This is a genomic window from Sorangium sp. So ce693 (assembly GCF_051521375.1).
GTDB lineage: Bacteria > Myxococcota_A > Polyangia > Polyangiales > Polyangiaceae > Sorangium > Sorangium atrum.
This window is the reverse complement of the sequence record NZ_CP150347.1, coordinates 7,965,586-7,987,007: the sequence shown is the minus strand read 5'-3', so window position 1 is coordinate 7,987,007 and position 21,422 is coordinate 7,965,586. Positions and strand designations below refer to the sequence as shown.

Annotated in this window: 14 protein-coding genes; 6 read left to right on the top strand and 8 right to left on the bottom strand. The window is 70.3% G+C overall.

All coding sequences use genetic code 11. The features are described from left to right. Positions 1-33: 33 nt before the first annotated feature. Entirely contained in the window at positions 34-1,692 is a 1,659-nt protein-coding gene (locus WMF14_RS29645) for a hypothetical protein (protein WP_437791452.1), read from the top strand. 190 nt (positions 1,693-1,882) lie between these two features. Here WMF14_RS29645 and WMF14_RS29640 read toward each other — a convergent pair whose 3' ends face one another. The 6 genes from WMF14_RS29640 to WMF14_RS29615 form a co-directional block, all read right to left on the bottom strand. Continuing rightward, positions 1,883-2,779, bottom strand: a complete 897-nt coding sequence (locus tag WMF14_RS29640; RefSeq protein ID WP_437791449.1) for a fatty acid desaturase — start codon at positions 2,777-2,779, stop codon at positions 1,883-1,885. 806 nt (positions 2,780-3,585) lie between these two features. Then, positions 3,586-4,596, bottom strand: coding sequence for an FAD-dependent oxidoreductase (locus tag WMF14_RS29635; protein ID WP_437791446.1), 1,011 nt, complete (start codon positions 4,594-4,596; stop codon positions 3,586-3,588). Positions 4,597-4,933: 337 nt separating this feature from the next. After that, positions 4,934-6,268 (bottom strand): formylglycine-generating enzyme family protein, encoded by a 1,335-nt coding sequence (locus WMF14_RS29630; protein WP_437791444.1) that lies wholly within the window; start codon positions 6,266-6,268, stop codon positions 4,934-4,936. A 217-nt stretch (positions 6,269-6,485) separates the two neighbouring features. Then, positions 6,486-8,402 carry a dihydroxy-acid dehydratase gene (gene ilvD, locus WMF14_RS29625; protein WP_437791441.1) on the bottom strand — a complete coding sequence of 639 codons (1,917 nt, stop codon included), beginning with the start codon at positions 8,400-8,402 and terminating at the stop codon, positions 6,486-6,488. A 216-nt stretch (positions 8,403-8,618) separates the two neighbouring features. Further along, positions 8,619-8,855 carry a hypothetical protein gene (locus WMF14_RS29620; RefSeq protein WP_272094263.1) on the bottom strand — a complete coding sequence of 79 codons (237 nt, stop codon included), beginning with the start codon at positions 8,853-8,855 and terminating at the stop codon, positions 8,619-8,621. Positions 8,856-8,955: 100 nt separating this feature from the next. After that, a complete protein-coding gene (locus tag WMF14_RS29615; protein WP_437791439.1) occupies positions 8,956-9,699 on the bottom strand; it encodes a class I SAM-dependent methyltransferase in 744 nt (247 codons plus the stop codon). A gap of 978 nt (positions 9,700-10,677) precedes the next feature. Here WMF14_RS29615 and WMF14_RS29610 point away from each other — a divergent pair. The 4 genes from WMF14_RS29610 (at position 10,678) to WMF14_RS29595 (ending at position 15,253) form a co-directional block, all read left to right on the top strand. Further along, the gene (locus tag WMF14_RS29610; protein WP_437791436.1) at positions 10,678-11,193 is read left to right on the top strand and encodes a hypothetical protein; all 516 of its coding nucleotides are present in this window, start codon (positions 10,678-10,680) and stop codon (positions 11,191-11,193) included. A gap of 206 nt (positions 11,194-11,399) precedes the next feature. Then, positions 11,400-13,244: a type IV pilus twitching motility protein PilT gene (locus tag WMF14_RS29605; protein WP_437791433.1), complete on the top strand. Its 1,845-nt coding sequence runs from the start codon at positions 11,400-11,402 to the stop codon at positions 13,242-13,244. A 1-nt stretch (position 13,245) separates the two neighbouring features. After that, positions 13,246-14,316: a type IV pilus twitching motility protein PilT gene (locus tag WMF14_RS29600; RefSeq protein WP_272094259.1), complete on the top strand. Its 1,071-nt coding sequence runs from the start codon at positions 13,246-13,248 to the stop codon at positions 14,314-14,316. 121 nt (positions 14,317-14,437) lie between these two features. After that, on the top strand, positions 14,438-15,253 hold the full coding sequence (locus WMF14_RS29595; protein ID WP_437791431.1) for an arylamine N-acetyltransferase family protein: 816 nt from the start codon (positions 14,438-14,440) through the stop codon (positions 15,251-15,253). Between the two features lie 117 nt (positions 15,254-15,370). On the opposite strand, the gene WMF14_RS29590 is transcribed toward WMF14_RS29595, so the two are convergent. After that, positions 15,371-17,947 carry a LamG domain-containing protein gene (locus tag WMF14_RS29590; protein WP_437791429.1) on the bottom strand — a complete coding sequence of 859 codons (2,577 nt, stop codon included), beginning with the start codon at positions 17,945-17,947 and terminating at the stop codon, positions 15,371-15,373. Positions 17,948-18,597: 650 nt separating this feature from the next. After that, positions 18,598-20,136 (bottom strand): cysteine--tRNA ligase, encoded by a 1,539-nt coding sequence (gene cysS / locus WMF14_RS29585; RefSeq protein ID WP_437791426.1) that lies wholly within the window; start codon positions 20,134-20,136, stop codon positions 18,598-18,600. A gap of 177 nt (positions 20,137-20,313) precedes the next feature. Here cysS and WMF14_RS29580 point away from each other — a divergent pair, with 177 nt between their 5' ends. Further along, positions 20,314-21,381 (top strand): class I SAM-dependent methyltransferase, encoded by a 1,068-nt coding sequence (locus WMF14_RS29580; protein WP_437791424.1) that lies wholly within the window; start codon positions 20,314-20,316, stop codon positions 21,379-21,381. The last annotated feature ends 41 nt before the right edge of the window (positions 21,382-21,422 follow it).

Here is a 21,422-nt window from a genome sequence, read left to right as displayed (position 1 = left end):
CGAGCCGCGCCCCGACGACGCTGGACGGGCGCCATGCGTGACATCGACCTCGAGAAATACGTCGGCGCCCTCATCGGAGTGATCTGGGCGATCGTCAAGCTCGCGAGCATGGTTGGGAGCGTGCGAGCCAGGCGCGCCGAGCGCGCTGCGCGTGCCGCCGCGCGGCCCGGCGACGCGGACGCCCCGCGGGGCGATACGGCGCCCGTCGACGCCGCGCGGGGGAGCGATGCGGGGCTCGTCGATGTCGCGCCGCCGAGCGCTGCGCCGTGGGCGGGGATGCCGTTCGGCGCCCCGCGCGCGCCCGACGCCGACCGGCTGCGCGGGGTGCTCCTGCGGCTCGGCGAGCTCGAGCAGAGCGCCGCGGCGCTCGGCGAGATGGTGCGCCATGAACGGGCGAACCGGCGCTTCACGGACGTGCTCCTCGGGGCCGTCCCGCACGAGATCGGGTCCCTGCGCGCCGCCGTCGACGCGGGCCTCACGGCGCGCGAGGCGGAGGTCGCGGCGGACCGCATCGAGCTCGTCGTCGGCGAGATCGCGGTGCTCGTGCGGCAGCGCCGCGATCCATCGCTCCTGCCCGAGCTCGGCGACGCGGACGCCCTCGCCGACGCCTGCTACGCCCCCGTGATCGCGTTCGCGCGGGCGGAGGGGTTGCCGCTCCGGAGCGGAGCGCCGGCCACGCAGCTCACGGATTTCGATCTCGCGATCTGGACGGGCTTCATCCCGACGTCGATCGCGCCCATCTTCCTCCCTGTCGACTTCTTCTCGACCCCGCTGCGCTGGCCGGCGCTCGCGCACGAGATAGGGCACGATTTCCTGGCCTCGGTCGACGGCCTCGAGCCGGCGCTGCGCCGCGAGCTCGGCCTGGGGGGCGAGCGGGCGCGCCCGCCTGCGCTGGAAGGCGATCGAATCAGGGCTCCCGAGCTCAGGCGGGTGTTCGGCGTGTGGTTCGAGGAGATCTTCTGTGACGTCTTTGGCACGCTCATGTTCGGCCCCGCCTACGTGCTCACGATGAGCGAGCTGTTCTTCCAGGAGGACGAGCCGTACGCGTCGATCGCCGTCCAGACGGACGTGACCGGCGCGCGTTATGACGAGCACCCTCCGCCTCACCTGCGCGTGCTCATCGGGTGCATGGTCCTCGAGCGGGGCGGGCTCAACGAGGACGCGCGCGCCCTGCGGGAGGCGTGGGCGCGCCGCCACGCCGAGGTGAGCCTCGACGACCTGCTCTTGCCCGTGAGGGGGGAGTTGCGCCCGTTCCCGCTCTCGCCCTTCGCCAGCATGGCCGCGTGGATCGTGGAGCGCCTCTATGCCGGCCCGCTCACCGCCCTGTCCGGCTTCGGTCTGCAGGACATCAGCGGGCTCGACTATGGCCCGCACGAGCGGCAGGAGGCCTCGCGCGCGCGCGACGCGCTGCTCGCCGGCCGGGTCCCCGCCGTCCTCGACGCCCGGGCGCTCCTCGCGGGCGCGGTCCTGGCGGCGCATCATGCGCCCGCGCAGTCGCTGTCGATCCTCATCAAGGCGCGCGCCGCGATCCCGGCGCTCGGCACGAGCGAGCGACGGCCCGACGCGTTCGGGTCGCGCCTCGACGCGTCCCGCGTCACGCTGGACCGCCGCGCCGTGACGGAGGCCCTGCTATTCCGGGAAGTCCTGCTGCCGCCGCGAGCGCTTCGCGCCCGCCGCCGCGTACGCCTCTAGAGCGACGGTCACCCGCTTCGGAGACGGGCCCACCTCGACGTTTTCGGTGCTCAGCGCACCGGAGTGCGCTTGCGCGCCGAAAACGCCGATCTGGGCCCGTCTCCTGTGCGGGAGACCGCAGCTCGGCGGGGCTTGTGACAGGAGAAGGGGCGGGGGGCGGATACCGCCGTGGAGCGGGGCGCCGCTCGGATCAGATGGCGTCGAGCTCGGCGGCGGCCTGCGGGGAGTGGGCCGTCTGGATCGTGGGCGCCCGCGGCGCGGCGAGGCTGCCCGCCGTGATCAGGGGCAACGGCGCCCGCGACGGGGGGAGGCTCTCCGAGCGGAGCTTCATGAGCTCCTCGCGCTGGTGCTTCCACACGGTCCGGTAGCGGAAGAACGGCACGGCCGGGTAGAGGTGATGGATCAGGTGATACGTCTGCCCGAAGAGCAGCACGTTGAACAGCGCGCTGTCGACCGCGCGCGTCGCGCTGTACCGGTCCTGCGCCGCCGTGATCTCGTGGGGGTAGTGAGGCAGGTAGTCGAAGGCGAACGCGAGGAAGAAGATCGCCAGCCGCGCCGGCAAGATCCAGTAGAGGAGCGCGAGCTCGCCGTAACCGAGCCCGAAGGCCAGGGCCACGAGGGCGAGCATGGCCGCGAGCGACGCGACCGTCTCGATCCGCTCCGCGCGCTTCTGCGCGCGGTAGGAGCGCAAAAATAGATAGTAGTAGTGGAGATCCTGTGTTGCCCAGCGGAGCGGCAGCACGTACCACGGGCCGCGCCCACTCCAGTAGTCGGGATCCCGATCAGCCTCGTTCGTGTGTTTGTGATGCTCGAGGTGGAAGTGACGCACCGCCAGGAACGGCGCCACGAGCAGCAGCCCGGACAGCCGCCCGATCATGCCGTTCAGCAGCGCGGAGCGCGCCAGCGACCGATGCGCGGCCTCGTGCATCGGCGTGAAGGCGGCATACGCGGCGACGGCCGCTGCGAGCACGGCCGGCACGGTCGACACCCAGCCCGCGACGCCCGCGTAGACGGCCGTCGCCCAGAGGGCGTACGACCCCGCGAAGAGCGCCACCGTCGGCCACTCGATCGTCCGGGTCTGCAGCAAGCCGCTGTCGAGCGGCAGGACGCTCCAGAGGGCCGGCCGCCCGGAAGGTCTCCCCGATGGCCTTCCCGAGGGCCGCCCCGACGGCCTTCCCGAGGGTCTCCCCGACGGCCTTCCCGAGGGGCGGCTCGGGCACTTCTCGTCGTTGTTCCTCGTGAAACTCCAGACGGCTGGCCGCCCCGATGGACGACTGAGTCGGTTCTCGTCGTTGTTCATGGCGCTCAAAACTCCCGGGGGAAGCTTCGGGTCTTCACGTTGGTGACAGCGGACGGTGTACGCCGGATCAAGCGCAAACGAACGTTCGACCACTCGGGACCGTTCCACGGATGGCACCGAGAGGTCGTCAGGGGTTAGCGACCTCCAGAGCGAGGCCGTCCACGGCCATTCCCTCGGACGAACAGGGGAGCGCCACGGGCGGTTCCACTGCGAGAGAAGGCGGGAGACGCTCGCAGACGAGCACGAATCCAATCTAGCAGCCTAGCAACAGGAGCACAACGGGACTTTCGGAGCGTCGCGTTGGGCTTTCTGGTTGGCTGGATTCCAGAAGCAGCGTCGTTTGTTTCGGTTTGTGACGGTTGCGGCCGTTACGAGCGTTGCGAGCGTTGCGACAGTTGCGACAGTTGCGACCGACGCAACCGTTGCGTCGGTTTGCGATGACGTCGTCCGCCTGCGTCAGCCTGCGTTGGTTTGCGGCGGCGTGCGTGAGCTGGCGTTGGCGCCGACGCCCTTGTCCGAGGAACAGGCCCGGAGGCGCCGTTCTGACGCTGACATCACGGCGCGCGTCAGAACAGTGCGCTCGGCACATTCCACTAGACATGGCCGTATGTCGAGGCGTTGCCGTCCCGCAGCATGGCGCTCACCTCGTGGGCACAACCCCATGCCAGCGTGTATCCCGAACCGCCGTGGCCGTAGTTGTGGATCACGCGGCCTTCACGCTCGAGCCGCACGGTGCTCCGATAAGGGCGCAGCCCGGCACGTGAACCGAGCAAGCGGCCCGGCCTGAGCCCGGCCGCGCGCACCCGCTGGAGCATTGCGTCAGCGAGCTCGGGATCAGGCGTCAACGGGCGATCATCGGGCGACGGGATGAAACAACCGCCAATCACGATCTCGCGACGCCTTGGGATGACATAGACGAGCGCCGATTCGTCCCTTTCATCACCCAGTGCGACATCTGGGTAGATCTCGCCTGGTTCGACGATCGCTACCTGGCCATAGACACCGATGAGCTCGCTGTCGCCGGTGAGCGCGCGCGCCCCGAGCCCGGTGCAATTCACGACGCAGTCGCCCTCGACCTCGGCGAGCGATCGCACGTGCTCGGTGCGCACTGGACAGTCGAGCTGCGCCTCCAGCCAGGGCAGGTGCAACGATGGCTCGATGCGCGGCGCCGTGAATCGCAGGCTGTACGGCGCGCCCAGCGGGTGGGGTCCAGGCTCGAGCGCGAGGTCCGGGACGCTCGGAGCCCACCACGGCAGGCGCGTGTCGTCCGCCGCCTCGCGCGCGGTCAGGAGATCCACACCCGCCTCCGGGTGTTCGTTCGCGATGCGCGTGAGTTCATCGAGGCTCCTCGAGGACCACGCGTTGACGCGCTCGGGCGGGTTCGCCAGGAAAGGGTGCCACAGCGCGGCCGCGACCGCGGACGTCGTGCGCTCGCCGCGCGCCGCTGCGATCACCTGCACCCGGTGGCCGTCGCGCTGGAGGACGACCGCCGTGGTCAACCCGATCACCCCTGCGCCCACGACGGTGATCCGCTGCGCCTGAGCCTGGCCCCTCGATGACGCCACGATCGCGCGCTTTAGCACGCCGCGTCTCACCGTCGACATCGCACACCACGCCCGGCGTCGAATCCGGTCACGTGGACGTCCCGCTGCGTCCAGCGCCGTCCCGCTGCGTCCAGCGCCGTCCCGTGATGTCCGATCCACAGCCGTTTCCGCCCCCCTCTACCACGTGCCGAGCAGAGCGACGGTCTCCCTCCGCCCCCCTCTGCCACGTGCCGAGCAGAGCGACGGTCTCCCTCTGCCACATGCCGAGCAGAGCGACGGTCTCCCGCACAGGAGACGGGCCCAGATCGGCGTTTTCGGCGCGCAAGCGCACTCCACCAGTGCGCTGAGCACCGAAAACGTCGAGATGGGCCCGTATCCGAAGCGGGTGACCGCCGCTCTAGCGGGCGCAGCGGGCGCCGATGTTGTTTACGCGGTCGATGGGATAGCTGAAGTCGCGGTTGCCTGCGCGCACGTCGGCCGCCGGCGCGCGGTAGCTCCCGCCGCGGGTGACCCGCGTCGCGTCGCGATCGCCGTCCACGCGATGCACGCAGTCGATGCACGGCGTGGGGGGCGCATCCCGCCACCAGTCCATCGTCCACTCCCACAGATTGCCGGCCAGATCCGAGTGCCCCCATCGCCCGTCGCCCCGCGGCTTCGACCCGACCGGCAGGATGTCGCTCAGCGCGCAAGCCCCCGCGGCGCTCCCATCCCCTGTGCAGCTGTAGGACGCGCGATCGCCGTCGATCTCGGAGCCCCACGGGTAAGGTCGATGCTCGTCGCCTCCCGCAGCCGCATAGTTCCACTCCGCCTCCGAGGGCAGGCGGCCGCCGTCCCACGCACAGAACGCGAACGCCTCGAACCAGGTGATGCAATTGATCGGCAGCTCCTCGTTCGCCCCGGGGGCGTCGGTCCACGTCCAGAGGCGATCGCCATTGCACTGCAGCGCCGCCTTCAACGCCGCGGTGTTCGGCGCGAGCCGCGTGTTCCACCCCGCGACCCACCCGCTGCCGTTGACGTGGGGGTGCCGGCCAGCGCCGATGGCCGGCGGGCTCTCCTGGACGCCCTGCCCGGCATCCACGAACGCTCGGAATCGCCCCACCGTGATCTCGTACTTGTCCAGGCGGAAGTCGCTGATGGCCGCGGGGAACGAGTCGTCCGTGCTCGGCGTCCCGTCGTAGCCCCTCAGGAAAGTGCCACAGGGGACCATCCTGTTGCCGCAGCAGCTCGCGTCGCCCGGCCCGCAGCTGTCCCCGGCGCCCGGCCCGCCCCCCGCGCAGCTCGGAGGCGTGACCATCACGTCCATCGATCCGCACGTGTTCGGGCAACCCGGCTCCCCGCACTCGCACGCCATGCCGCCGGCGCACGTCACGCAGTCCCCGGCTCCGTCACACTGCGCGCTGCCGTCTGCCCCGCAGGGTGTCCGCGCCGGCCTCGGCCGCTCCGCACACTCACCCTCGCTGCACACCGCTTCCATGCAGGCGCCCTGCGCTGGCGGGCAGTCCTCCGCCGGGTCGACGCAGCTGTCTGTCCCGCCGCCGCCGCCGCTGCTGCTCGCGCCGCTGCTGGTGGTGTCACTGCTGCTGGTGGTGTCACTGCTGCTGGTGGTGGCACCGCTGCTGCCACCGGCCCCGCTTCCACCGCTCCCGACGTCGTGGTCACCAGGGAAATCACGCACCTTCGGGCTGCAACCCGAGACGAGAGAGGTGGCCACGATGAGCGCCAATGTTCTCATGTACGGCATCATACGCGACCGGGCGCACCCCCGTCGCTGTTGATGCCGGACCGGCCCGGAGCGTTGCAGCGCTCGACCCGCGCCGGGCGCGCCGGCCTTCGGGTGGCCGGCGCGGCGGCCACCGTTCCATCGACGGCGAACGCCGTGCTGCGTGCGCTGTGGCCCCGTACGCGCCTCGCCAGCGCGGCACGGCGGCTGGACGGCGCCTGGAGCTCCGTTACTTGCGCTGCCCCGAGCCGCTCGCGGCCGCGCCGTCCCCGGCGCGCCCGCCCGGCTCGATCTGGCCGACGTCGCGGACAGCGCCGTTGGCGGCGCTCGTGGCCATCAGAGCGTAAGCCCGCAGGGCAGGGGAGACCTTCCGATCGCGGTTCGGCCTGAACGCATCGGCGCCGCGCGCCTCGGCGGCGCCGCGGCGGCGATCGAGCTCCGCCTCGCTGACGAGGACATCGATCGTCCGGGCGGGGATGTCGATCCGGATGCGGTCGCCCTCCTCGATGAGCCCGATGGTCCCGCCCTCGGCCGCTTCGGGCGAGACGTGCCCGATGCTCAGGCCCGACGTCCCGCCGCTGAACCGGCCGTCGGTGATGAGGGCGCACGCCTTCCCGAGCCCCTTCCCCTTCAGGAACGACGTCGGATAGAGCATCTCCTGCATGCCGGGGCCGCCCTTCGGCCCCTCGTAGACGATCACGACCACGTCGCCCGAGCGGATCTGGCTGTCCCAGATCGCGTCGCACGCCGCCTCCTGCGAGTGGAACACCCGCGCGGGCCCCTCGAACTTCCAGATCTCGGGATCGACGCCGGCGGTCTTCACGATGCAGCCGTCCACCGCGATGTTGCCGTAGAGCACGGCGAGCCCGCCCTCGCGGCTGTACGCGTGATCGACGTCGCGGATGCAGCCCTTCTGCGCGTCATCGTCGGTGTCGGCGAAGTACTTGTCTTGCGAGAACGCGACCGTGGTCGGCACGCCGCCCGGCGCGGCGAGCGAGCGCTTCTTCGCGGCGGCCGTCGCCGTGGGGCGGCGGATGTCGTTCTCGTCGATCGCCTCGCCCAGCGTGCCCGTGTGGACCGTGCCCACCTGCCGGTGGATGAGCCCCGCGCGATCGAGCTCGCCGAGGATCGTCAGCACGCCGCCCGCGCGGTGCACGTCCTCGACGTGGTGATGCGACGACGGCGCGACCTTGCAGATGTTGGGCACCTTGCGCGACATCCGGTCGATGTCCGCCATCTTGAAGTCCACCTGCGCCTCGCGGGCGACCGCCAGGAGGTGGAGCACCGTGTTCGTCGAGCCGCCCATCGCGATGTCGAGCGCCATCGCGTTCTCGAACGCCTCGAACGTCGCGATGCTCCGCGGCAGCACCGAGGCGTCGCCGTCGACGTAGTGCCGCTGCGCGAGCGCGACGACGCGCTTCGCCGCCGCCTCGAAGAGCTCCCAGCGCGCGGCGTGCGTCGCGAGCAGCGTGCCGTTGCCGGGCAGCGCGAGGCCGAGCGCCTCGTTGAGGCAGTTCATGCTGTTGGCCGTGAACATGCCGGAGCACGAGCCGCAGGTCGGGCACGCGGACCGCTCCATCGCGGCGAGATCCGCGTCGGTCACCTTGTCGTCGCTCGCGGCGATCATCGGATCGATGAGGTCGAGCTTCCGGATGAGGGGCTTGCCGTCGCGGTCGTGCGTCCCGACGAGCTTGCCCGCCTCCATGGGGCCGCCCGACACGAAGACGGTCGGGATGTTGAGCCGCATGGCGGCGAGGAGCATGCCGGGCGTGATCTTGTCGCAGTTCGAGATGCACAGCAGCGCGTCGGCGCAGTGCGCGTTCACCATGTACTCGACGCTGTCGGCGATGAGCTCCCGGCTCGGCAGCGAGTACAGCATGCCGGCGTGGCCCATCGCGATGCCGTCGTCGATGGCGATGGTGTTGAACTCGACGCCCCACCCGCCCGCGGCGTCGATGACCTTCTTCGCCCGCTGCCCGACGTCGTGGAGGTGGACGTGCCCCGGAACGAACTGCGTGAAGCTGTTGGCGATGGCGACGATCGGCTTCTCGAAGTCCGCGTCCTTCATGCCGGTGGCGCGCCACAACGCGCGCGCCCCTGCCATGTTGCGCCCCTGGGTGGATGTACGACTGCGGTATCCGGCCATGCCGGGAACCTACTCCGTTCCGGCCCTCGCGCCTAGCCGGCAGGCGGGGCCGGCGCTCGTGGGACCACCGCGCCCGCCGCGCCCGCCGCGCCCGCCGCGCGCTGCGTCCACGAGCGGCGAGGTCGTTCGAGCGGCCAAGGCGGCGCGCTCACCAGGTCTCTCGGGGCTTTGGCTCGCGACTCCGGGCGTCACCGCAGCCCGGTGCCGGCCCTCCGGTCATCGGCCTCGTGGCTTGGACCACCGATCCACGGCGACCATCGCGGCGCCGAGCCCGTCGATGTAGGTGCCGTGCCGGAACGTCGCGCGCTTGAGCGCCACGACCAGCGTGGCCAGAAGCTCGCGCGCCTCGTCTCGTTCTCGCCGCAGGTCCTGGACCTCATCCCGCGACGGCCGGTTGACGACCGCAGCTTGCCCCGCGTCGTTCGTGCCTGTCTGACTCGCTCTCTCGGACATGGGTCTGATCCTCCCATATCAAGTTAGCGCCGCGTCGGCCGCATCATCAACCTCCACAGGAGGTATTTGAATGGGTGTTCGTATCCCGGCCCACGTCAGCTCAGGAGCGCGCGGCGAGGGTGACGAGGCCGCGCGTGATCTCGCGATGGATGACGCGGAGTCCGGCCGCGTCGAGCCTGTCGCAGACCCAATCGGGGGAGAGGCGCAGCTTGCGATAGAAGCTCGCTGACAGCGTCCACCGGCCGTCGTCTCGGCCGCGGGTGTGAACGAGATCGTGCACCTTGACGGTCTCGGGTTCGTACTCGAGGAAACAGGTCATGATCACATCTGCCGAGTCGTGTACTGGGATGAACCGGTCGACCCCTTCGAGCTCGCGGGTGAGGTCGCGGAACGTGAGCACGAGATGGCCGCCGGGCGCGAGTCGCCGGGCGCAGCCGGCGAACATCCGCTCCACGTCCGACTTGCTGCCGAGGTGGGGGAGCGTGTCGCCCATGCACACGGCGAGCGCGCAGGGGGGCCCCGAGCGCTCCAGCGCGTCCAGGAGATCCCCTCTCACGATCTCGACGGCGAGCGGCCCGCGGCGCGCGTCGAGCTCGGCGAGGAGCCTGTCCGAGGTGTCCACGGCCGTCACCCTGAACCCGAGCTGCGCCAGCGCGATGGACTGAAAGCCGGAGCCGCACCCGAGGTCGATGGCCTCGGGTGAGCCGCCGGACGGGCCTTCGGAGCGCAGGCCGAGCCGCTCGAACAGCGCCCGTTGCTCGGCGACCTTGGCGTCGTAATCTCCGAACATCCTCGAATAGTGCTCGGCGAGGAGCGTGTCGTAGTGAGCGGCGACCGTGGACATGGGCTCTGTTCCTCCACGGCCATCCTACCAGCCGCAGGGCCCGCCGGCGCCGGCACACATGGACGCTCGGGCGTGCGCCCTGCGCCGGCGCGCGTCACACATGCGCGCACGGGGGCGCACCAGAATCGATTGCGTCCGAAAATTTCTGCTCTGCTTTGACGAAGACATGATATCTTGGTTGAAACGCGACTCTTACTCCGACATCGATTTTCGGGTCGGCGGTGTTGGAAGGCACCGGGAAGGTTCCCGGAGCGAGGTTGGAGAGGGAGAGGTCGCGCTGCTGTGCGCAGCTGGTTTGGTCGGACGGGTGAGAATGAGGCACGGCGGGCTTGGACCGAGCCAGCCTGTCGCTCGCGTGGGTGTTTCGCTCTTCGAGAGCGCGCCTCGCGAAGCGCGCTGATGGACCTGTCGGAGAACCAGCGAGGCGAGCCGGAGAGCCCAGGCAGGCGGTCAGGCCGGGCAACCAGGCAGCCGGAACGACGGGCGAGCCAGAACGACAGGCAAGCCAGATGACCAGGTGAGCTCAGGCGAGCCGCGCCGCACGCCTGTGTGCGCCGCGCAGCCGGAGCCCGGTCGGCCTCTCGCCGAGGCGGCCAGCACCGGAATCTGAGCGAGGCGCGCCAGACGCCCAAGGCGGCGAGAAGCTGACGACACGGACGAAGCCGACGAGCCGCCGACGATGGACGATGGACGATGAAGGTGAAGCTGCGCGGCGCGCGGGAGCAGCCGCGGCTGGGCGCCGTTGATGCGGGCCGCGCCGGGGACACCCGCGATGATGACGGATGTGGATGTGAATGTGAATGTAGATGAGCGTGTGGCCGATGGTTCATGATCGCAAACCCCGTCGAGATCGAGAAATGAGTTGCGGAGGGTGCCAGTCTGCGTCACGATGAGAAGTTTTGTAACTGCGGTGTTTGCGAACCTGCGTAGTTCGCGCGGGTCGTGGGATCGCTTCGAAGTAGCGAAGGAGCGTGGTGCATGAAGACGGTTGGTGATTGGCTCTCCAGGTGCTCGCGATCGCTCGTCGCCGCGGGCGCGGCCGCGCTCCTCTCCGCCACGCCGACCGCGGCCTCGGCAGAGCACCCCGCCACGCCGCGGCAGGCTGCGCCGGCGGCTGCCGGCGCGGAGAGCGCGCCTACGGCAGAGCCCGCCTCGGCCTCCAGCGCGGGCGAGTGGGAGAGCTACTCCGTCGAGGTCTACGGCAGGCTGGTCTCGCGTACGGGGAAGGTCGCGACCCTGCTGCCGCTCGTCTCCACGACCGAGAAGCCGGTCGTCGCGGGGACCAAGGCGGTGCTCTTCCGCAAGGTCGAGGACCCCGGCGGACCGAGATCCTCGAAATGGGTCGAGATCGCCAGGGTGACCATGAAGAAGATCGAGTCGACCGGCAACATGCAGCTCACCATCGACTCGGAGCAGCAGGCGCCTCCCGGCGAGAAGGGCAAGACGCCGGGCCACTTCGTGAAGGGCGCCAGGCTCAAGCTCGCGATCCAGTAGCTCGGCGTCGCGCCGCGGGCGTGAGCCGGGTCGCACCGCTCCGAGGAGGACCGGCGCGGTCGCCGCGAGCGGTGGCGGTGGGAGGGAGTCGGCGCGGGGCCGCGCGGCGCGGGTCGCCGCCGCCGAATGTCGCCGCCGTCGCACGACATTTTGAAACGCGGCGCCTCATCGTTGATAGAGTCGGCTTGCGGAGACGAGCGACGACGATGAACGCCCTTCGATCCTGGCTCTCGCAACTGAACCGTCCCGAGGTGACAGAGTTCGCCGTGGCCACCGGGCGCATGCCCAGCGTCAAGGTCTCGGGCGCCTTCCAGGCCGTCGATCCCGGCGCCCTCTCCACGGAGGACATCCTCATGCTCCTCAGCGCGCTCGGCGGCGGCCGCCACGTCGAGGCCCTCGGCGCGAAGCCGTCGCAGTGGCACATCCGCATCGAGGGCATCGGCGCCATCTCCGTCGTGGCCGCGCGCCAGGGTGACCTCGTGCACGCCCGCATGACGCGGATGCAGTCGTCCGCCGCGTCGGGGACCGCGGCCGCCGCCGCGCCTCCCGCCCGCCCCTCGCAGCAGTTCTCCATGCGGGAGCACCTCGCGCCCGAGGAGGGGCAGCGCCCTCCGCCGCGCGAGGCGGACGCGAAGCGCACGAGCTCCTCGGAGGTTGCGGTCGACCTCCGCTCCCCGCCGCCGCCTGCAGAGCCCCGCGTCAGCCGGCCCTCGGTGGCCCGCTTCGAGGCGCGCGCCGACGAGGCGCCGGCCGCCGAGCGCGCCGCGCCGGCCGCCCGCCCGTCATCACCGTCCCCGGAGCCCCGCCCCGCCGCGCGCACGGCGGCGGGCGGGCGCGCGCGGCCCTCCTCCGCCGAGGTGCCGTCGACCGCCCTCGATGGGCTGCTCGCCATGGCGCGCGATCAGGGCGCGAGCGATCTCCACCTCGTCGCCGGCCGCCCGCCACTCCTGCGGGTGGCGGGCGAGCTCATGCCCCACGGCGAGCCGCTCGACCCGGCGGCCGTCGAGTCCCTCCTCTTGCCGCGCGTCCCGGCGCGCCTCTCGCCGGTGCTCGACGCAGAGGGCTCGTGCGACTTCGCCCTCGAGCTCGGCGCGCTCGGCCGCTTCCGGGTGAACATCTCGCGCCACCGGCAGGGGTACAAGGGCTCGTTCCGGCTGATCGCGCGCAGCATCCCGACCCTCGCGTCGCTCGGCCTGCCCGACGCCATCGGGCTCGCCACCCGCCACCACCAGGGCCTCATCGTGATCACCGGGCCGACGGGCCACGGCAAGACCACGACGCTCACCGCGATCATCGATATCCTGAACCGCGAGACCAGCCATCACATCATCACGGTCGAGGATCCCGTCGAGTTCGTCCACGCGCGCGGCAAGGCGATGATCAGCCAGCGCGAGGTCGGCACGCACACCCGCTCCTTCGAGAACGCCCTCAAGGCCTCGCTGCGCGAGGATCCCGACGTCATCGTCGTCGGCGAGCTCAGGGACACGGCGACGGTCCGCATGGCGCTGGCCGCGAGCGAGACTGGCCACCTCGTCCTCGGCACCATGAACACCCCGAGCGCGGCGAAGACCATCGATCGGCTGATAGACCTCTTCCCGCCCGGCGATCAGCAGCAGGTGCGCGTCACCCTCGCGGGCGGCCTCCGGCTCATCGTCAGCCAGCGGCTCCTGCCGAGCGAGGGCGGCAACCGCATGGTCGCCGCCGCCGAGGTCCTGCCCGGCTCCGTCCCGCTCTGGAACCTCATCCGCGACTCCAAGACGTTCCAGATACCGAGCCTCCAGCAGCGGGGGAAGGGCCTCGGGATCATCCGCCTGGACGACTCGCTGGCCGAGCTCGTCCGCGCCGGCAAGACCACGCTCGAGGCCGCGCTCAAGGTGGCGGAGGCCCCCGAAGAGCTCGAGGCCGTCCTCGCCGGGAGGCGGCAGCCCATGCTCACGCCGGACAGGAGGCCGCCCGCCCCACCGCCCGACGCGTCGAGGTCCGCGCCCATCGAGGCGGGCAAGGGCCTCTTCGAGCGCGCGGGCGCGCTCTTCGGGAAGAAGGGAGCGTAACGTGGCCCGGATCGACCGCCTCTTCGACGAGCTGCTCTCCAGGAAGGGCAGCGATCTGCACCTCGGCATCGGCTATCCGCCGCTCGTGCGCGCCCGCGGCGAGCTCCTCGCCCTGCGCGACACGCCCCTCGACGCCGCCGAGATGGAGGCGCTCCTCTTCGAGATCACGACCCCCGAGGAGACGCGGCGGATCGTCGACGAGCTCGATCTCGACTTCGCCTATTCCTACGCGGACAAGGCCCGTTTTCGCGCGAACTACTTCTACAAGACCACCGGGCTCGCGGCCGTCTTCCGCACCATCCCGAGCAAGATCCTCTCGCTCGACGATCTCGGCTGCCCCGAGATCATCCGCCGGCTCTCCGAGCGGACGAGCGGGCTCATCTTGATCACGGGGCCGACCGGCTCCGGCAAGTCCACGACGCTCGCGGCGATGATCGATCACATCAACCGCTCGCGCGCCTGCCATGTCCTCACGATCGAGGATCCGGTCGAGTTCGTGCACAGCCCCATCAAGGCCCACATCACGCACCGCGAGGTCGGCCCCGACGCGGGCAGCTTCGCGAGCGCGATCCGCAGCGCCGGGCGCGAGGACGCCGACGTGATCCTGATCGGCGAGCTCCGGACCAACGAGACCATGAAGCTCGCCTTGCAGCTCGCGAGCTTCGGTGTCCTCGTCTTCGGCACCGTCCACACGAACAGCGCCGCCGCGACGATCGACCGCATCATCAACGCGTTTCCCGCCGACGAGCAGCTCCAGGTCCGCGGCATGCTCGCCGAGAGCCTCGCCGCGATCATCGCCCAGCAGCTGCTCCGCACGAAGGACGGCACGGGCCGCGTCGCCGCGCACGAGATCCTCGTCGGATCGAGCGCGCTGTCCTCGATGATCCGCGAGGGCAAGACGTTCCAGATCACGAACCTGATGCAGGCGGGCCGCTCCGCCGGCATGCAGACGATGGACATGGCGCTGGAGCGGCTCGTCAAGAAGGACACCATCTCGGTCCAGGCGGCGCTGGAGAAGGCGATCGACAAGGACAGCTTCCAGAAGCTCTTCCCCGACCCGCAGGGGCCGTGACGCAGAATCGAGCCGCGGAGACGCCAGGAGGAAGGCGGAGGGCGACTCCACCGCCGTCAATGTGCTGACCGGCGCGTTGACGGTCAAGCGAGGGGCCGCGTATCCTCGCTGCACCGATCCAATGCAACCTTCGACACAGGACAGCGCATCGCTCGACCTCGACGCCTACCTCGCACGCATCGGCCATCGCGGCGCGCTCGCCCCCACGCGGGAGGTCCTCGACGCGCTCCACGCGGCGCACGTCTACTCCATCCCTTTCGAGAACCTCGACGTCCTGCTCGGCCGGCCGATCCGCCTCGACCTAGCCAGCGTCCAGGCGAAGCTCGTCGGGGCGCGCCGCGGCGGCTATTGCTTCGAGCACAACACGCTGTTCGCCGCGGTGCTGCGCCGGCTCGGATTCAAGCTCACGACGCTCATCGCGCGGGTGCGGTTCCAGCGCAGCGACACGGGCCCTCGATCTCACATGCTGTCGCTGGTCGAGCTGCCCGAGGGGCCGTTCATCGCGGATGTCGGCTTCGGCGGTCCGGGGCTCCTACAGCCGCTCCCGCTCGTCGAGGGCGAGGGCCGCGCGCGGGTGCTCGACGTGATCGGCTTGCGCCGGGAGGGCGCGTCATGGGTGCTCGTCTCCAGTGCGGGTGAGGCGTGTCAGGACATCTATGCGTTCACGCTCGAGGAGAACCTCCCGATCGACTACGAGGTGGCGAACCATTACACGTCCACGCACCCGAGCTCGCTGTTCGTGAACAACCTCATCGCGGCGCTCCCGTCGCCGGAGGGCCGGGTGACGCTGCGCAACCGTGAGCTGGGTATCTGGAGGAGGGACGGCGTCGAGCGCGTCCTGGTGCGCGACGACGCGCTCGTCGACGTCTTGAGAGAGCGCTTCGGGCTGGAGCTCCCGGCCGGGACGCGGCTCTCCTGCGCGGGCCTCGACAGCTGAAGCGACGGCGCGTCTTCCTCGGGGCCTGCCCGGGAGGCCTCGGGGCCTGCCCGGGAGGCCGGGCGGGCGCGGCTCGTCGGCCGCGCCCGCCGCCCCTCGCGCCGGGGCGCTTCCGGATCAGTGCACGCGCCCGATGCCGCGGCGGATGAACGCCGAGCGGCTCGCGGCCGCGCTGGCCGACGCGCCGCCGCTCGGCGCGGCCCTGAGCGCCGCGAAGGCCGGGGCAGGCTCGCAGACCAGCGCCGTGAGATCCTGATTCCGGCGCCTCAGATCGTTCAAGGTGCGCGGCTCGCCGGTCACCGGATCAGGGACGGTGATCCCCGTCATGAAGCCCGACAGCGACGCCTCGTTCCCGGGCGACCTCGGGTTCACGTGCAGGAACCCCGTCCCGGTCTCCTGCGCGCCGTGGCACCCGTTGCAGGTGTTGAGCGAGAACTTGTGCCGTGCCTCGTTGTTGAGGATGCCAGGAGCGGTCCAGGCCGTGAGGTTGTTGAACGACGATCCGCCGAGGAACGGGCTCCCCTGGAACGTGTCGGGCACCGTGTGCTGCTCCGCGATGATCGAGGCCTCGTTCTGGTTCACGAAGGCAGCGAGCGTGGGCGATCCGTCGAACCCGAGATCCGGCGTCAGCTTGACGGTCTCCGGCCGCAGGAAGCCCGTCTGGGGCGAGAGGACGAACTCGCGCAGCTCCCACGGCCCCGCGAGCGCGATCTCGTTCGTGCGGAGCTGCCCGAGCGAGCTCCCGTTCGGCTTGCCGGGCGCGGCGTTCCGGCCCGCGAACCGCGTGGTGATGTCCTGGAGCGCCGCGTTGTACGCTTCGGACGGGAAGGGCAGGCTGCCGAGGGCGTGCCAGTCGTTGGCCCAGTCGAGCACGTCGGCCTCGGTCGACGCGGGGAGCTTGTACTCCAGGATCACGGTGAACTGCTGCGGGAAGCCCTGGCTGACGACGCCGAACACGAACCTCCCTTCGCCGGCGTTGCCTTCGGCGAGGTTGCGCACGTCGATCCTGTTGACGATGCCGAGCAGCAAGAGCGGCGCCTGCTGCAGGTCGAGCGACCCGTCAGGGCTCCTCGGCCACTCGTCGAGCACGACCTGTTGAATCGTCGGGCGCGCCGGCACGGTGAAGCCGTTCACGGCCTGATCGGTCAGCCAGGTGCTGAAGAGCTCCTCGACCATCGCCGGGGCATCGGCGGGCGTGGGCGCCATGTCCTCCATCAGGCGCGCGAACGTCCACGCGCCCGTGCGGGGGTCGCCCGGCGGCCCGTTGAACGTCGTGCGGAGGGGATCCTCGACCACGCTGATGTGCTTCACGAAGATCTCTCGGCTCGTCCGGACGAAGCACCCCGTCGGCTCGGTCAGCTCGAAGTTGAGGGCCCCCGAGGCGACGAAGAACGCGGGCGAGCTGAAGTCGACGACGGAGAAGGGGATCTCGTGGGCGCCGGGCTCCGCGTCCTCGGTGCCGGTGACGGTCACGGGGAACGTCACCGTGGTCCCGGGCAGGACGCCCGGGAAGAACTGGGGATCCGCGGAGACGTCGATCCCCGCCGAGGGGCTGGAGATCTGGAGGAAGTAGTCGCCGGCGGTGCACGAGCCGACATCGTTGTTGGTGACGGCGATCTGGTACGGCACCGGCGTGTTCGGGGCGACCACGCCGCTGCTCTCCGGCGTGACGACGAGCGTCGCGGGGCGCCTGAGGCAGGAGAGCTGGGCGATCTCGAAGGCGGTCGTCGGCGAGGCGGAGAGCCAGACCTCGTCGAGCACGCCCGTGAAGCGCTCCTTCTGCACGTTGTTGCCGATACGGATGGGCGCGTCGATGTCGTGGAGCGTGCCCGCCGCGCTGATCTGGCCGACCTGCTCGCCGTTCAGGAAGAGCCGAACGAACCTGCCGTCGTAGGTGCCCGCGACGTGGGTCCACACGTTGGCCTGGATGGGGGCGCGGGAGGTGACCGTCCGCCCGTTGGTCAAGGTCACGGTGAACCGCGCCTGGCTGTTCCGGATGTCGAGCGAGAAGCTCGTCTCTCCGCCGCCCTTCTCCTGCACGATGGTCCGCGGCGTCGACCCCGACACCGCGGTCGGCTTGACCCACGCGGCGACCGCGAGGTTCTGTCCGAACGTGAAGCTTGCATCGTCGTCGACCAGGATCTTGTCGTTCTCCTTGTTGAAGGCGACCCCGAGGCCGCTGATCCCTTGAGCGCACGCCGCGTTGGCCGAGCGGGTGGCCGTGTTGCCGTTGCCCGACGAGTCGAACAGCGCCGTCGTCGCGGCGTTGCAGTCGTCGAGCTGCCAGAAGCCGACGGCCGGCGGCCCCACCGGGGGCGGATCGCCGGGGTCGCCGCCGCCGACGCCGACGCCGACGCCGGTGGTGGCCGGGTCGCCGCCGCCGACGCCGGCGATGGACGAGGTGCTGCTGCCGGAGCCGCCGGAGCCGCCGCCGCCGACGCCGACGCCGACGCCGGTGGTGGAGGTGGCGACCGAGCTGCTGCCGACGCCGGTGCCGACGCCGCTGCTGGTGCCGCTGACGACGCTCGACGCGCCGACTGTCGCTTCGAGGGCTAGTTCTGCATCGCCGAGTGAGCCTTCATCGACGCCATAGCTTCCGCACGCGGCGGCGCCCGAGGCGAGCAGGGCGAGGACCGCGGCCGAGCTGGTTTTGATTGAGAGAGGATGGGCGAAGCCGAAGGAGAGGTTCCGCATCTGCGTTCTCGTTGGGTAAGAGTTGACTGCACGAGCGCCGTCCGGCCGCAGCTCGAGCTGCGGTCGGCGACGCGAACAGGCGTCTGTCAGACCCGACCGGGCTGTTCGGGTTTGGGCGCTGGTGCGGAGCACCCGATTGGCAATTGATATGCCCAGCCCAAGATCGAGCTTTTCGCCCCGTTGCGTCGATCCCAGCGGGCCTGGCCATGTCGTTGAACCCCGACACTGGCACATCTGGCACACCCATTTTGCGATCCCAGGCGGATGCCCGAGATCAAACAAGCACGCTTCCGACGCGTCGAAATGGTGCGCCCGTGGCGAGCGGCAGAGAGGGACAACAAGGTTCCTCCTCGCAGCCGCGCGCCCGTCACACTTCGTCCCGACCGCAGCTCCGCCGTCGAGCGGTCATCCATTGCGCCGCTTCTATATGCCGCGCCGCCGCATCCACCTTCACCGCGCGGCACCTGCCCCCGGCAAGTTTCCGCCGCGCGATCCTCGCCGCTCTTTCTCCGACCTCTGATACACCCGTTAGCGGAGCTCTCCCGCACAGGAGACGGGCCCAGATCGGCGTTTTCGGCGCGGAGGCGTACTTTGGTACGCCGAGCACCGAAGACGTCGAGATGGGCCCGTCTCCGAAGCGGGAGAGCTCCTCAGGAGGAAGACCAGCGGGGGCCGCGGGGGGTGTCTTCGAGCACGACCCCTGCCTCGGTCAGCAGGTTGCGGATGGCGTCCGCCTTGGCGAAGTCCTTCGCCTTCCGGGCCTCCTGGCGCATCGCGATCAGCCGGTCGATCGCGGCGTCACCGCCGCGCCCAGCCGCGCCCTCGGCAGGGGGGAGCGCGTAGTCCGGGACGAGCTCCGGATAGAGCGCCGGCTCGGCGATCTCCACCCCGAACACCGCGAGGTGACGCACGATGGCCCGGTAGACCGCGAGCATCGAGGGGCGATCCTCGCACTGCTCGATCCCCGCCGAATAGAGCGCGCTCACGTAATCGAAAAATGCAGCCACGGCGTTCGGCGTGTTCAGATCGTCGTCCATCGCCTCGATGAACCGCGCGATGAACCGCTCGGTGTGCTCCCCGAACTGTCCGTGAACGTAGTGGTGGCGCATCCTCGGGAACCGCTCTTCCTCGGGGCGCTGCGACGCGTACGCGCCCGGGGCGAGGGGAGCCTCCGTCGCGCCGCGCAGCTTTTCGGCGAGGACCGTCGCGAGCTTCTTGATGCGCGCATAGCCCGAAGCGGACTGCTGGAGCAGCTCCCAGCCGAACGGGAGCTTGCAACGGTAATGCTGCGTCACGAAGAACCAGCGCGCCTCGTCGTGCCCGTGCCTCGACAGGAGCTCCTCGATGGAGATGACGTTCCCGAGGCTCTTCGACATCTTCACGTCCTTGAGATCGAGGTGCTCCGGGTGCAGCCAGTAGCGCACCCAGGGCCGCCCGCAGAGCGGCTCGCTCTGCGCGATCTCGTTCTCGTGATGAGGGAACATGTTGTCGATGCCGCCCCCGTGGACGTCGAAATGGTCGCCCAGGAGCGCCGTGCTCATCGCCGAGCACTCGATGTGCCAGCCGGGGCGTCCTGTCGGCCACCCCTCCTCACCGGTGCCCCAGCTCGGCTGGCCCGCGCCGGTCGGCTTCCAGAGGCTGAAGTCCGCCGGGTGCCGCTTCCGAGCGAAATCCTCCTCGACGCGGCCGCTCGCCCCGACCTCCTGCTCGTCGACCTTGCGCCCCGAGAGCTCACCGTAGGACGCCCACGTGCCGACCTCGTAGAAGACCTCGCCGTTCACCGTGTAGGCGTGGCCCTTCTCGATCAGGCGCTTCGCCATGTCGACCTGCTCGTCGACGAAGTCGGTGGCGCGCGTGTAGACGGCGTAGTCCTTGATGTGGAGCTTGCGGCAGTCGCGCCGGAACGCCGCGATGTTCCGCTCGGCGACGTCGACGGCGCCCTCGCGCTCGCTCGCGCGCTGCATGATGCGATCGTCGATGTCCGTGTAGTTGATGATGCTCAGCACATGATAGCCGCGGTACTCGAGGTAGCGGCGGAAGACGTCCCAGAAGCAGTAGGTGCGCGCATGCCCGATGTGCATCGGAGCGTAGACCGTGAGACCGCACGTGTAGATGCGCACGACCTTCGGCCGGGCGGAGACGAAAGGCTCCTTCTTCCTCGTGAGCGTGTTATGGACCTTGAGCGGCATCGGCCACCTGCGTGAGTGTGCGAGCACCCCCCGGGACCGCGTACGCTACCCTGGCCCCGCCGCCCGGTCAACGCGGAACCTCGCCGGTTTTCCCTGTGGTTTCGCTGTGTCTTGCCTTGCTTTGCGTCGTCTCGCCACGTCTTGCGGCCGTCCTCCCTCCGGTCTACGCAACCGCGCATGCACATCACTTCAAGGACCTTGCTGTTCGTCCTCGCTGGCGCGCTCTCCGCCTGTGCGGGGAGCCCCCCGCCCGTCGAGAGCGCCCCGCCCCCGCCGCCGGCCCCCGCGCCGGCGCCGCCGGCCGCCGCGCCGGTCGCGCAGCCCGAGGCGGCGGCGCCGCCCAAGGCGGACCCGGAAGCCGAGAAGAAGCAGGCGGAGCTCGCCAAGCTCGCCGAGGACACGAAGGCCATGGAGGCCAAGGCCGACAAGGAGGCGGCGCGGTTCGACGACGCGCTCAAGGCCGAGGTCAAGGCGCTCATCGCGGCCAATTACCCGAGCGCGGGCGCCGCGCTGCGGGCAGCGCTCAAGGGGAAGCACCGGACCCCGGGCAACGCCGAGCGCGACGCCGCCCGGCACCCGGTCGAGACCCTGGAGTTCTTCGGCCTCAAGCAGACGAGCACGGTCATCGAGCTCGGGGCCGGCGAGGGCTGGTACACCGAGCTGCTCGCGCCGGTGCTCGCGAAGAAGGGCAAGCTCCTCATCACGTCGTTCGATCCGAGCGGCCCCGAGGACTCGCGCAACACGCTCTATGGAAAGCGTGTGAAGCGCCTGCTCGAGAAGTCTCCCGATCTGTTCGGCAAGGTCGATGTGATCGTGATCGATCGCGACAGCCCGAAGCTCGGGATCGAGGGCAAGGCCGACCTCGTCATCGCCATTCGCGAGGCGCACAACTGGCACCGGAACGGCAAGTTCGACGCCTATGTCGCCGAGGCGTTCAAGGCGCTCAAGCCGGGCGGCGTCCTCGGTATCGAGGCGCACCGCGCCAAGCCCGACGCCAACCCCGATGAGAGCGCGAAGCAGGGATACCTCCCGGAAGCGTGGGTGATCCAGAAGATCGAGTCGGCGGGCTTCAAGCTCGGCGGCAAGTCCGAGGTCAACGCGAATCCGAAGGACACGAAAGACTACCCGGAAGGGGTCTGGACCCTGCCGCCGAACTTCCGGCTCGGCGACAAGGACCGGGCGCGTTACGCCGCGATCGGCGAGAGCGACCGCATGACCCTCAAGTTCGTCAAGCCCGCCCGCTGACCCGCTCCGCTTCGGATACGGGCCCACCTCGACGTTTTCGG

Excerpts from the sequence above, each read along its gene's own strand:
- WMF14_RS29645 (WP_437791452.1), top strand. The coding sequence starts at position 34 with ATGCGTGACATCGACCTCGAGAAATACGTCGGCGCCCTCATCGGAGTG.
- WMF14_RS29635 (WP_437791446.1), bottom strand. The coding sequence starts at position 4,596 with ATGTCGACGGTGAGACGCGGCGTGCTAAAGCGCGCGATCGTGGCGTCA.
- WMF14_RS29630 (WP_437791444.1), bottom strand. The coding sequence starts at position 6,268 with ATGAGAACATTGGCGCTCATCGTGGCCACCTCTCTCGTCTCGGGTTGC.
- ilvD (WP_437791441.1), bottom strand. The coding sequence starts at position 8,402 with ATGGCCGGATACCGCAGTCGTACATCCACCCAGGGGCGCAACATGGCA.
- WMF14_RS29620 (WP_272094263.1), bottom strand. The coding sequence starts at position 8,855 with ATGTCCGAGAGAGCGAGTCAGACAGGCACGAACGACGCGGGGCAAGCT.
- WMF14_RS29615 (WP_437791439.1), bottom strand. The coding sequence starts at position 9,699 with ATGTCCACGGTCGCCGCTCACTACGACACGCTCCTCGCCGAGCACTAT.
- WMF14_RS29610 (WP_437791436.1), top strand. The coding sequence starts at position 10,678 with ATGAAGACGGTTGGTGATTGGCTCTCCAGGTGCTCGCGATCGCTCGTC.
- WMF14_RS29605 (WP_437791433.1), top strand. The coding sequence starts at position 11,400 with ATGAACGCCCTTCGATCCTGGCTCTCGCAACTGAACCGTCCCGAGGTG.
- WMF14_RS29595 (WP_437791431.1), top strand. The coding sequence starts at position 14,438 with ATGCAACCTTCGACACAGGACAGCGCATCGCTCGACCTCGACGCCTAC.
- WMF14_RS29590 (WP_437791429.1), bottom strand. The coding sequence starts at position 17,947 with ATGCGGAACCTCTCCTTCGGCTTCGCCCATCCTCTCTCAATCAAAACC.
- cysS (WP_437791426.1), bottom strand. The coding sequence starts at position 20,136 with ATGCCGCTCAAGGTCCATAACACGCTCACGAGGAAGAAGGAGCCTTTC.
- WMF14_RS29580 (WP_437791424.1), top strand. The coding sequence starts at position 20,314 with ATGCACATCACTTCAAGGACCTTGCTGTTCGTCCTCGCTGGCGCGCTC.